The 12559-nt window shown below is 70.0% G+C and carries 8 protein-coding genes; 7 read left to right on the forward strand and 1 reads right to left on the reverse strand.

Features of this window, described 5'->3' with window-relative positions; genetic code table 11:
* The first annotated feature begins 120 nt into the window (after positions 1-120).
* On the forward strand, positions 121-573 hold the full coding sequence (locus ACFY3D_RS27435) for an NUDIX domain-containing protein (protein WP_389984278.1): 453 nt from the start codon (positions 121-123) through the stop codon (positions 571-573).
* Positions 574-720: 147 nt separating this feature from the next.
* Here the strand turns inward: ACFY3D_RS27435 and ACFY3D_RS27440 are convergent, their stop codons facing one another.
* Positions 721-2907: a N,N-dimethylformamidase beta subunit family domain-containing protein gene (locus ACFY3D_RS27440; protein ID WP_389984281.1), complete on the reverse strand. Its 2187-nt coding sequence runs from the start codon at positions 2905-2907 to the stop codon at positions 721-723.
* Positions 2908-3552: 645 nt separating this feature from the next.
* Between ACFY3D_RS27440 and ACFY3D_RS27445 the strand changes: the two genes are divergently transcribed.
* From ACFY3D_RS27445 to ACFY3D_RS27470, 6 genes are all read left to right on the forward strand, one after another.
* Positions 3553-5097, forward strand: a complete 1545-nt coding sequence (locus tag ACFY3D_RS27445) for a sugar ABC transporter ATP-binding protein (RefSeq protein ID WP_389984284.1) — start codon at positions 3553-3555, stop codon at positions 5095-5097.
* A complete protein-coding gene (locus ACFY3D_RS27450) occupies positions 5094-6188 on the forward strand; it encodes an ABC transporter permease (RefSeq protein ID WP_389984287.1) in 1095 nt (364 codons plus the stop codon). The genes ACFY3D_RS27445 and ACFY3D_RS27450 overlap by 4 nt, the downstream gene beginning before the upstream one ends.
* Positions 6185-8134: an FAD-dependent oxidoreductase gene (locus ACFY3D_RS27455; RefSeq protein ID WP_389984290.1), complete on the forward strand. Its 1950-nt coding sequence runs from the start codon at positions 6185-6187 to the stop codon at positions 8132-8134. Before ACFY3D_RS27450 ends, ACFY3D_RS27455 begins: the two co-directional genes overlap by 4 nt.
* Positions 8135-8165: 31 nt before the next feature.
* Complete coding sequence (locus ACFY3D_RS27460; RefSeq protein ID WP_389984293.1) at positions 8166-9203, forward strand: sugar ABC transporter substrate-binding protein; 1038 nt, start codon at positions 8166-8168, stop codon at positions 9201-9203.
* Positions 9204-9216: 13 nt separating this feature from the next.
* Positions 9217-10677 (forward strand): aldehyde dehydrogenase family protein, encoded by a 1461-nt coding sequence (locus ACFY3D_RS27465; protein WP_389984296.1) that lies wholly within the window; start codon positions 9217-9219, stop codon positions 10675-10677.
* A gap of 215 nt (positions 10678-10892) precedes the next feature.
* Positions 10893-12464 carry an AMP-binding protein gene (locus ACFY3D_RS27470; protein ID WP_389984299.1) on the forward strand — a complete coding sequence of 524 codons (1572 nt, stop codon included), beginning with the start codon at positions 10893-10895 and terminating at the stop codon, positions 12462-12464.
* Positions 12465-12559 lie beyond the last annotated feature (95 nt).

Consider the following 12559-nt stretch of genomic DNA (forward strand, 5'->3'; position numbering starts at 1 on the left):
ACGACTCAGAAAGAAGCCGATCTCAATGACCGACCGATCAGGACACGCTCGGGCCTCGGCGGCCCTCCCGCTCCCGATTCCTCCCCGGCCTGAAGGCCGGAGCATCCTCGAGAGGTTCTGGTGAAGAAGCTGATTGTCCGGCTCTGGAGGCTCGTCAACGGCTCGCTCCAGTGGCGCATCCTCTGGCTCCGGCACGCCAAGTTCACGGTCGGGGTGACCGGGATCGTCCGTGACGCGGATGGCAACGTGCTCCTGCTGAAGCATCGTTTCTGGCCGGTGGGCAGGCAGTGGGGGCTGCCCACCGGGTGCGCGAACAGGTCGGAGACCTTCGAGGACACGGTCCGCCGCGAGGTGCGCGAGGAGACCGGCCTGAAGGTCGACGTCGGAGAGCTCGTGCAGCTCAAGAGCGGCTACAAGCTGCGTCTGGAGGTGGCGTACGAGGCCGAGCTCGTCGGGGGCACGCTCGAAATCGACGACTTCGAGATCCTGGAGGCGAGATGGTTCGCGCCACACGATCTGCCGAAAGAGATGCAGGAGGCACACCGCCTCCTCATTCACCGCGAACGGTTTTGACTTCCAATCCGGACATTGACGTGCCCTTTAGTAGTTTCCTTCAATAGTTCGGGAACACGGGGCGGCCTTGAGGGCAGCCCCGCTCTCGGAGCTTTCCCGCACGCAAGAAGGTCGGACCCGACGTGTGCCAGGTCCGACCTCGCAAGGTCATGACGTGCGGGTGCCTGCCAGGGGTAGCTCCTTGAGTTCCAGAAACGCGCGCAGCACGTTGCGCGTCAGGGCGGAGACGTTGTTGTCGCCGTCGTTCACCAACAGGGAGCCGCACCAGGCGATGCTGCCCGTTGAAAAGACGGCGCCGCCCTTGGGCTTCGGCAGCAGCACCAGATCGCACCGCACCTTGTCGCTCGTCGTGCCGTCGTAGCAGCCGTCGGGGAGCGCGACTTCGATCGGGTCGAGTCCGTAGGCCCGGGAGAATCCGGTGGCCGTCGCCAGCACGATCGTGTCGTCGGGCGTGCCGAGGGCGTGATCCACACGGTCGATCTCCACACCGGCCGCGCCGTATCCGTTGACCATCGAGGGGAAGTCGCCGATCTGACCGGAGGACAGGTCGACGCCCTCGAAGGCGAAGGCCACGCGTGGGTCGGCGGGATCGGCCACGACGTCGTAGGGGCGGTTGACGTCGAAGCCCTGCGAGACCATTCCCACGCCCAGCATCCGCTGCGGGGCTTTGCCCCGGAGCCGCCACAGACCACCCAGCTCACCGGTTGTGGCATGGTGCCACTCACCCGGCCGGGGCTGCCAGGCCCGGATGCCGGCCGTCCGGCGGATTTCTATGGTGTGTCCTTCTTCCTGATCGACCGAGGTGACCCAGTAGAAGCCGTTGCCGCCGAGGTACATCAGCCGGCCGCCGACCGACAGATACTCCTCATACGCCGCCATCATGGGAGTCGTCGGGTATTCCGGATGGCTGCCGGTGAGGACCACGCGGTACGGCTTCAGCGCGTCGAGTCCCTGCCGGTGAATCTCCTCGTCGGTGACCACGTCGAATTCGAAACCCTGCCGGGTCAGCCAGGAGACCAGGTGCAGGTCCGCGCTGAACTGGTGCGCAGACGTCGGTCCGCCGGCGACCGCGGCCCAGCGATGGTCGTGCCGGAAGTTCGGCAGCGGCTTCCGCGTGGAGGTGAAGCAGACTCCACTCAGGTCCGTATGCACGTCGTAGAGGCTGCGCAGGCCGTTGGCGAGCAGGTAGGCGTCGTGCTTGTTGCCGCCGAAGGACGGGGGCTCTTCGATCCCCACCCCCTTCAGATAGTCGCGCGCCCCGGCATCGGCCATCACATGCTCGCAGCTGTAGGCGAGGTAGGCGAACGTCGGCAGGACCAGGAGGATGTCCTTGCGCCGCTCGCCAGGGGTGACCACGAAGGGGATGGTGTCCTCGGTGCCGTCGGTGGCTCGTGCCCGGATTCCGTACACCCCGCTGGGCAGGTGCGACGGGATGGTCAGGACGACGTCGTCCTCCCAGCAGGCGTCGTCCAGGTCGTCGTCGTGGAAGTGGATCGCGCTGTACGCCTCCGGCGCGAGGCGCGGGTCCACGTCGTCGGCAGGTCCCGCCATGCCCAGGCACGCCCGCAAGGGGAAGTTCACGCTGCGGCCCTCGAAGCCGTCCCCCGACCGGTTGGCGATGCGGCGCAGGGCGGTCGACGGGCCGAAGTCCCACTCGGCGACCACGACCGGTTCGCCGCCCGTTGTCGGTGCGAGGAGCCGCGGCGCGTCGATCCGGCCGTTGTAGTGGTCGCGGGCGGGGGAGCGCCCGTCGGCTGCGGCGGCGAACGCGAGCCCGAGCGGCCGCCCGGTGTCGAGGGACGCGGGGAGGTCGAGCCGGAAGCGCTCGCCGTACGCGGAGGACGCCTGGAGTTCGGCGCTGCCGTTCGCGACGCGCAGGGTCAGCTCGTACCAGCGATGTCGGCCGACCACGCCGGCGACGGTCGTACGGTCGGTGGAGACCAGCTCCAGCCGGCCGTCCTCGCCGATGGCCGCCTCCGCCACGACGACGCCGCCCTGGGACATGGAGGCGATGCTCTGGCGGTGCCCGGCCTCGGGAAGGGTCGGCTGGAATGCCAGGACCAGTTCGAGCGTGCCGGTCCCGGCGGGCAGCGGTGATTCGTCGATCACGACGTACGAACCGGTGGGCAGCGGCTGCTCCCTGCCCGGGAAGGTCCGGCCGTCAAGTTCCGAGGCGACCGACCGGATGTCGACACCGGGGCCCAGCGGGTGGTCGTCGCCGTTGTGGATGCGGACGAGTTCGGCCGAGAACTCCGCGGCGGTGGTGCTGAATCTCCCGCGCAACACGTCGCCGGGGGAGAGGCCGAGCCGGTTCAGGTATCCGATGATGTTCATGATTCCCCTCGCTGTGCTGCGTTGATCGTGTGCGTTGATCGCGTGGCTAGAGGGAGCCGGACCGTTCCGATGCCGCGGACGCGCCGCCGGCCGAGGCCACCGGGTTCTCCGGTGAGCGGCCGTGCGCGCCGATGGGATCGATGGATATGTCTATGCGCATGCTCGGCTCTTCTGGGTGAACTCGGTTCGAGAGGAGATTAAAGAAGCGGTCTCATGCGGGGCGCCACACACCGGTTCGCTGAGCGAGATGAGAGATCACGGGGACGGGTGTGCGAGTGGATTCGGCCGGGTGCTGTGCACCGGCGTGGACGCGGTCGGCATGGTGACCCTCTGATGGGGGCGGGCCGACGGAGAACGCGGCCGGTGTCATCGCCGGAAATGCGCTCGGTAAAGCGCCATCTCGATCAGCGGACTGACGCAAGACGTTCGCGGCTGCGCGGTGGGCGATCACGCAGGTCCTGGCACGGCACGGAAGGCTGTTACGCCTGCGTTACGGGTTCGCCCAGTGGACCGGGGCGATGGGCGGCTCGGATCGGCGCGGCATAGCGTCGCGGCACTGCGCGGGCGTCAACGATCGGCTCGCGGCCGGCAGGCGCCGCCACCGGCCCGGCGACGTGCGCTTGCGGTCTTCTTCCAGGGAGGTCGATGGTGGCAACGGACCCCGAGAACGCCGATTCCGCGAGCACGCCGCCCCTGCTGGCCGTGCGTGGCGTCAGCAAGAGTTTCCCCGGCGTCCGGGCCTTGGACGATGTGTCCCTGACCATCCACGCCGGCGAGGTGCACGCGCTGACCGGTGAGAACGGGTCGGGGAAGTCGACCCTGTCCAAGGTGATCGGCGGGGTGATCCAGCCGGACGCGGGCCACCTGGAGATCGACGGCGTCCGGTACAGTCCCGCCGCGCCGGCGGACGCGCTGCGACGCGGCATCGTGATGATCAGCCAGGAGCTGACCCTCGCCCCCACTCTGAGCGTGGCGGAGAACATCTACCTGGGCAGGCTGCCCAGAGCGAGGTGGGGCGGCGTCGACTGGGCAGCCATGCGCCGCGATGCTCGCACGGTGCTGGACGACGTGGGCGTGCACGTGGACGAGACCGCCAAGGTCGGCGACCTCAGTGTCGAGCTTCAGCAGGAGATCGAGATAGCCCGCGCCATATCGTCGGACGCCCGGCTGCTCATCCTCGACGAGGCCACCAGCTCGCTGTCGGAGGCGGCCGCCGCTCGCCTGCTCGAACTGGTCGCCGAGCAGAGCGCTCGGGGCGTCGCCATCCTGATGATCTCGCACCGGATGCCCGAGCTGTACGCCTGCGCCTCGATCGCCACCGTGCTGCGCGACGGCGCCCTGGTCGCGACGGTGCCGCTGTCCGACACTCCGGAGCCCGAACTGGTCCGGCTCATGGTCGGCAGGGAACTCGGCGACTACTACGGCGAGCGGGAGGCCGAGGTCGGTGACGTCGTCCTGGAAACCCATGGCCTGGCCACCGACGACAGGGCGTTGCGGCCCACCTCGCTGACCGTGCGGCGGGGTGAGATCGTCGGCGTGGCCGGGCTGGTGGGGTCGGGCAAGACCGAGCTGGGGCTGGCGCTCGCCGGCGCGGTCGCCTCCCAGGGCACGGTACGGGTCAACGGCGACCAGGTCAGCCTGACAAGCCCGCGCAAGGCCCTGGCCAGCGGCATCGCCTTCGTCCCCGACGATCGCAAGCGCTCGGCCCTGCTGCCCGTTCGGAGTGTCGCGGAGAACTTCGGGGTCGCCTGGCTGAGCGGGCTGAGCCGCTTCGGGCTGCTCCGGATCGGCAGGGAACGGCGCCAGGTGAGCCGGGCCGTCCACTCCTACGGCGTGGTGACCTCCTCGGCGGCCAACCGCATCGCCCACCTGTCCGGTGGCAACCAGCAGAAGGTCGTCCTGGGCCGGGTGTTCGACCTCGGCTGCGACATCTACGTGCTGAGTGAGCCGACGCGGGGCGTGGACGTCGGGGCGAAGAGCGACATCTATCGCCTTCTCCACGGAATCGTCGAGCAGGGTGCCGCCGTCGTCCTCATCTCTTCCGAACTGCCCGAACTCCTCGGCATGTGCGATCGGATCCTTGTCTTCTTCGAAGGTGAGATCCGCGGTGAGTTCGCGCGCGAGGAGATGGACGAGACCCGCATCGCCGAGGTCGCCGTTTCCGGCAGACCATCCCCGTCCGCGGCATGAAACCCGTCCTCGTGACGAGATCCACCAAGAGAAAGGCCGAGCAGATGTCCAACAGTGTGACGCGGGAGGTCGACGCACTACCCGGCGCCCGCACCGCACCGGAGAGAGGGGCCGCCCCCGGACGGCGCAGGCTCTCCCTCGGCGGGAGCGCCGGGATCGTGGCCGGCCTGGTCATCTTGTGCGGCTACCTGGCGATCACCCAGCCGATCTTTCTGACCTGGGGAAACCTCACCAACATCGTCCTGTCCAACAACGTGATCCTGCTGCTGGCGATCGGTGCGACGTTCGTCATCATCGCGGGCGGGATCGACCTGTCGGCCGCCTCGACCGCCACCGCGTGTGCCATGGTCCTCGGCCTCGGCCTGAGCGGCGGCCTCGGCACGATCACCGCGTTGCTGCTGACGCTGGCGGCGGGCCTGCTGATCGGGCTCGTCAACGGTGTGCTGATCAGCTACCTGCGCATCTCATTCCTGGTCGTGACACTTGGGACGCTCTCGATTTTGGAGAGCGTCGCCCTGCTGTCCAACCAGGGCACCACGATCAGCGTGTTCGACGTGGAGGCATTCCAAGGCGTCTACCACTTCACCCTGAACAGGGTCGGTGGAATCCCACTGCTGATGATCTTCGATGTGGTCGTGGTGGCGGTCGCGGTGATCGTCCTTCGATACACGCCCTTCGGCCGAAGCGTCTTCGCGATCGGCTCCAATCCCGAGGCGGCCCGGCTGAACGGCATCAACGTCGCCCTCACGATGCTCGGTGTGTACCTGATCGCCGGTCTGGCCGGCGCGCTGGCCGGCGTCGTGCAGGTGGGGCGGCTCACCGCGGCCTCACCGACTGTCGACTCGACGCTCCTGCTCACGGTGATCGCGGCCGTCCTCATCGGGGGCACCGCCTACACCGGTGGCGAGGGCGGCATCGGCGGCACCGTGCTCGGCGTGCTGTTCCTCGGCGTCATCCAGAACGGCCTCACCCTCAGCGAGGTCTCGACGTTCTGGCGCGGAACCGTCAACGGGCTCGTCCTGATCGCCGCCGTGGCGCTCGGTGTGGTTCGCCACGGCGGAATGTTCCGCCGCAGGAGGAGGGTGTCATGAGGCTGGACGACGAGACTTTCCGGCAGGTGCTGAGCGCGGTCTGCGACACGCTGCTGCCCGCGCTCGACGCTCCGGACACGGATACGGCGACCTCGGACTACTACGGCAGGGGGGCGCGCGAGCGTGGCCTGGACGAGGCCACGTCGGCCGCCGTCCCCGGCCTGGCGCGTCACGTTCGCGAGGCCATCGATGAGCTGGCCGCGTTCCTGGCGGAGCGGGACTTCATCCGGGCCACCCTGGAACGGCGGACGGAGCTGCTGCACCTGGCGGCCGAGCAGGACATGCGGCTGCGCCTGGCCGTGCGGCAGCTCAAAGGCATGGTCTTCGCCGGCTTCGTCGGCGCGGTGGACGAGAGCGGGACCAACCCCACCTGGCCGGTGATCGGTTATCCCGGCCCACCGTCCGGGCCTTTCTCCGCATCCACGGCGCTGCCGGTCGTCGCACCGCACGAGGGAACGCTCCACGCCGACGTGTGCGTGGTCGGATCGGGCGCCGGCGGTGCGATCATCGCGGCCCGTGCCGCCCAGGCGGGGCTGTCCGTGGTCGTCCTGGAGGCGGGCCCGCACCGCGACGAGGCCGACTTCGACCAGATCGACGCGCACGCCTCGGAGATGTACCTGCGCGGCGGCTCCCTCTGGTCCGACAACGGGCAGATGGGCGTCCTGGCCGGTTCGGTGCTCGGCGGCGGCACGTTGATCAACTCCATGGTCTGCCTGCGCACTCCCATGGCGATCCGTGAACAGTGGGCGAGGGAAGGGCTGGAGGGCCTGGACGGGCCCGAGTTCGACCGGCACCTCGACACCGTGTGGCAGCGCCTCGACGTCAACACCGAGGCCACCGTGTACAACGCCAACACGCGCGCGATGATCACCGGACTGGCGAGCTGCGGCTACGCTCACGAGCGGCTGCCCCGCAACTCCAGCGCGGAAGACGACCCCACGCGCTGCGGCTCCTGCAACGCCGGATGCCGACTGGGGTGCAAGCGCTCGACCCTGCACACCTACCTGCGGGACGCCGCCGACGCGGGCGCGCGGATCGTGGCCGAGTGCCGCGCCGACCGCGTTCTCGTCGAGGACGGCAGGGCGGTCGGCGTCGCGGCGACCCTGGGCGACGGGGCCGAGCTGGTCGTCCTGGCCCCCGTCGTGGTGGTCGCCGCCGGTGGGATCGAGTCACCCGCGCTGCTGCTGCGTTCCGGCATCGGTGGCCCTGCCGTCGGCAGGAACCTGCGTCTCCACCCGGCCTGGATCGTCACGGGCCTCTACGACCAGCCGATCCATGCGTGGAGCGGCCAGATCCAGTCGGCGGTCAGCTTCGACCTGACGCACTGTGAGTCCGGCGTCGGCTTCCTCGTGGAGAGCCTGACGCTGAATCCGCTCACCTGGGCAGGACAGAGCCCCTTCACCGACGCGCGCAGCCACCGCGACCGCCTGCGTGACCTGCCGTACTTCGCGACCTGGCACGGCGTTTCCCACGACCACGGCAGCGGACAGGTCTACCTGGACGCGGACGGCCAGGCCGCGGTGCGGTGGGCGCTCGACGACGAGATCGACCGGCGGGTGGCCCTGCGGGCCCACCTCGAACTGGCCCGGATGCACCACGCGGCGGGTGCCAATGAGATCTTCACCTTCCACTGGAGCGACCTGCGCTGGCGGCGGGGTGAGGACTTCGACGGCTACCTGGACGAGTTGCGTGCGGTGCCTGCCGACGACTACACCGCCTTCTCCGCCCACCAGATGGGCTCGTGCCGGATGGGCGCCTCGCCCGAGGACTCCGTCGCCGACGGCCACGGCCGGTTGCACGACGTCCGGGGTGTCTGGATAGGGGACGCCTCCGCCCTGCCATCCGCGCCGGGCGTCAACCCGATGATCACCATCATGGCCCTGGCCGAACGCACGGCCCTGTCCCTGATCGAGACGGCGCGTTCCGGCGCCGCAGCCGGTCGCTGACCGGTCACCCCCTTCACCCCTGGAGAGACCCTTGCTCAAGCTCAAGCGCCTGCCCGCGGCTGTCGCCGCGATCACGGCGGCGGGCCTGCTCGCCGCCTGCTCATCCGACCCGGCCACGACCGCCACCGACGCGGGCGGCGGTGGCGGGAAGACCGTTTCCATCGGCTACTCCACCCCGGTCGCGGCCCAGGTCAGCGCCCAGAACCTGGCTCTCGGCCTCAAGGACGCCACCGCCGCCCTGAACTGGCGGCTCGACATCCTCGACGCCAACCTCTCGGCCGACAAGCAGATCTCCGATGTGCAGACCATGCTCCAACAGGGCAAGGCCGCCATCGGCACCTGGACGTTGGACGCCGGCGCCGCCGGCGGTGCCTACGCACAGGCCCAGGCCGCCGGCGTCCCCGTCGTCGGGGTGAACTCCGAGGGCACGGGGATCACGGCCGGTGTCTGGTGGCAGATCAACATGTGCGACACGCCTGACGCGCCGTACAAGCAGACGGCGCGGCTCATCGCCGAGCAGCGTCCCGGCGCCAAGGTGGTCGTCATGGGCGGGCCGCCGGTCCCGTCGATCGTCAACAACGCCAAGTGTTTCGCCGAGGCGGCCAAGGCCGCGGGGCTGACGGTGCTGCCGCAGGCGGACAACACCAAGGACAACTCCGCGGGCGCCTCCGCCCTCGCCTCCGACCTGCTCACCAAGCATGGCGACGTGGACGCCTTCTGGGCCTACAACGACAGCACCGCGCTGGGTATCTCCGCCGCCGTGATTCAGGCCGGGCTCAAGGTCTCGACCAAAGGCTCGGACGGTGTCATCGTCATCGGCGCCAACGCCGACCCGGACGCCGTGGAGGCCGTCAGGCAGGGCCGGCTGACCGGCACCTGGGACCCGGACGGGGTGGCCACCGGGTGGGCCGTCGTCAAGGCCATGCGGGACATCCTCGACAAGAAGCCGGCGCAGAAGATCGTCGTCAAGTCCACCTGGTACGACGGGGACACCATCGGCTCCTATGTCGCGCCCGCTCAGCGCAAGTACACGCTCGACTCCCTGCCCTTGGTGACTACCGCCCAGTGAGGTGATGTACGTGATGAATCACGAGAAATCAAAGAAACTGCTGGTCGCGGGAGAGTGGGTGCCCGCCGCGGACGGCGGCGTGTCCCAGACGTACGACCCCGCCACCGGCGAGCTGATCGCCTCCTTCGCCGAGGCGGGTCCCGCCGACGTGGACGACGCCGTGGCCGCCGCCCGTCAGGCATTCGACGACCCGGAATGGCGGGCGCTGAGCCCGGATGCCAGGGGCCGGCTCCTGTGGCGGATCGCCGAGTTGATCGAGCGGGACGCCGCCGACCTGGCCGAGCTTGAGACACGCGACCAAGGGCAGCCGATCAGCATGTCCTCAGGGGTCAACGTCGTCCTGTCGGCCCAGGTGTTCCGGTACTACGCCGGCTGGTGCACGAAGATCGAAGGCAAGCTGTCCTCGGTATCGGTACCCGACACCCTGCACTACACGCGCAGGGAGCCGGTGGGCGTGTGCGCGATCATCACCCCGTGGAACTTCCCGCTGGCCATCGCCGCGTGGAAGCTGGCGCCGGCGCTCGCCTGCGGAAACACCGTCGTCCTCAAGCCTGCCGAGCAGACGCCCCTCAGCACCTTGTGGCTGGCCCGGCTCTGTGTCGAGGCCGGGGTTCCGGCAGGTGTGGTCAACTGCCTGACCGGCGGCCCGCTGGTCGGGCAGGCGCTCGTCGCGCACCCCGGGGTGGACAAGGTCTCGTTCACCGGATCCACCGAGGTGGGCAAGCAGATCGTCGCCGGCGCGAGCGCGAACCTCAAGCGGGTGGGCCTGGAGCTCGGCGGCAAGGCTCCGAGCATCGTCGCCAGAGACGCCGATATCGACGCCGCCGTCGCGGGCAACCTGCAGGGCGCGCTGTTCAACACCGGCCAGGCGTGCGGGGCGTACACGCGTTTCTTCGTCGACCACAAGCGCGTCGACGAGTTCACCGAGAAGATCGCGGACGCCGCCGCGCAGCTCAAGATCGGCCCTGGCATCCGGCCGGACACGGTGCTCGGCCCGCTTGTCTCCGCCGAGCAACTGAACCGGGTCGCCCACTACGTCGACACCGGGGTTCGACAGGGCGCGCAGATCGTCACCGGCGGACGCAGGGCCACCGGTCCGGAGCTGGACCGCGGGCACTTCTTCGAGCCCACCGTCTTCGCCGGGGTCCGCGACGACATGGTCATCGCCCGGGACGAGATCTTCGGGCCGGTCCTGTCGATCTTCAGCTACGAGGACGAGGACGAGGTGGTCGCCCGTGCCAACGACACGGACTACGGCCTCGCCGCGGTGGTGTGGACACAGGACACGGCCACCGCGCACTCCCTGGCCGGACGGATCAGGGCCGGGACCGTCTTCGTCAACCTGCTGCCGCTCATCGACCCGGGCGCGCCGTGGGGCGGCTTCGGGCTGAGCGGGTGGGGGAGAGAGATGGGTTCCTTCGCCATCGACGAGTTCACCGAGACCAAGGGCGTTTTCCTCAACCTCGCCCGCTGACGCGGCGGGGTGCGCGGCGGGCCCGTTCCCTCGCGCACCCGGCTGTCATCACCCTGCCGGGTGGCCGCCGTCACGGGGACGACGGCACCGGTGACAAAGGAGGCCCTCTCGCCGAGCAACGCCGGCGCCATGCGCGCCACGTCTATCGTCCGCAGGCGCCCGAGCCGGACCGACGTCTTCGGTCCGGCAGCCGGAACAGCTCCCGAGGAATACGGATGAAGATGACGGATCACCACACCGACGTAGTGACCACGGCGCCCGAGACGATGTTCGACATCCTCGAACGTCGTGCCGCGGCCACGTCCGACGCCGAGCTCGCCCGGTTCGGGGACGGACGTTCCCTGAGCGTCGGAGCGTGTCACGACCTGGCGATCGCCGCCGCGCGCGGGCTCGCTCGCCTGATCTCGCCCGGTGATCAGGTCCTCACCTGCCTGGAACCGGGGCCGAGGCTGGTGGCGGTCATCTTCGCCCTGGCCAGGCTGGGCGCCGTCGAGGTCCCGCTCGCCCTGGACGCCCGCCGGCCCCCGGTCGCGGCGGCCAGGACGCTCATCGCCCAGACGGATGCGCTACGGCGCAACCCTGATCTGCGCGCGCTGGCCGCGACCATGGAGCACGTGGTGCTGGCGGACGGCGAGTTCGGTGAGATCGCGGGGGCGGTGGCACTGGACGGCCTGGTCAGCGAGCCGCAGCCGCTGCCACGGCATCGCCCGGCGCCGTCGGACCCGGCCGTCGTGATGGCCACCTCGGGAACGACCGGCCGCGCCAAGTGCGCGCTGCTGCCGCACTTCGCGGGGGTCAGGCATGCCCGGCGCGTGGTGCGCACGATGGGCTACACCTCCGATGACGTGCTCTTCAACGTCTTTCCCTGGAACCACATCAACGTCCGGCACGCGGGCCTGCTGCCGGCGCTCATCTCGGGCGCGGTCCTGGTGGTCCGGCCGAGGTTCTCCGCCTCCCGGTTCTGGGAGACCTGCCGGGCCGAGGGGGTCACCGCCTTCAACTTCATGGGCGCGATGGCCGCCATCCTGGACCGGACCGCCGCCACCCCGCACGACACCCGCCACCGGGTGCGCCGTGCCTATGGCGGCCCGGCCCCCGCGGCCCTGACGCGACGCTTCCGCGACCGGTTCGGCGTGGAACTGCTGGAGGCGTACGCGTGCACCGAGCTCGGCGACGTCGCGGTCAGCACCTCCGGCGACAACCGGCCGGGCGCGGCGGGCCGGCCGACGCCCGAGTACGAGGTGGTGATCAGAGATGACGACGGCCGTCCCGTGCCGTGCGGGCAGGTCGGGCAGATCACCGTACGGCCGCGTGCCCGATCGATCACCTTCGACGGGTATGTGGGCGACGCCGCGGCCACCCGGCGGGTCATGCGTGACGACTGGTTCCATACGGGCGACCGCGGCCGGTTCGACGAGGACGGCTTCCTTCACTTCGCCGGCCGCCGCGGGGACGTCGTCCGGCGGCGCGGCGAGAACATCGCGACGTGGGAGGTCGAGCGGGTGGTGGCGGCGATGCCCGGCGTCCTGGACGCGGCCGCCGTGGGCGTGCCCTCGGATCTGACCGAAGAAGAACTGCTCGTCGCGGTGGCGGTGGCCGGCGGCGCGGCGATCGAGCCGTCCGCCGTGCGGAGCTGGTGCCTGGACCGGCTGCCGCGCCATGCCCTCCCCCGCTATGTGCGCGTGCTCGACGACCTGCCACGGAACACGGCCACCAAGGTCGTCAAAGGCGAACTGCGGGCCCAGGGCGTCACGGCGGACACCTGGGACGCCGAGCCCTCGCATTGACCCGCGGCGCCGTCTCGCTGGGCAGACCGTTCCGGTCGCCCGGCCGACGGTACGCGCCTACGGTCGGCCCCGGCACGTGCAGCGGAAAGGAGAGC

Origin of the sequence: Streptosporangium sp. NPDC000509 (assembly GCF_042898365.1) — a bacterium.
Taxonomy (GTDB): domain Bacteria; phylum Actinomycetota; class Actinomycetes; order Streptosporangiales; family Streptosporangiaceae; genus Streptosporangium.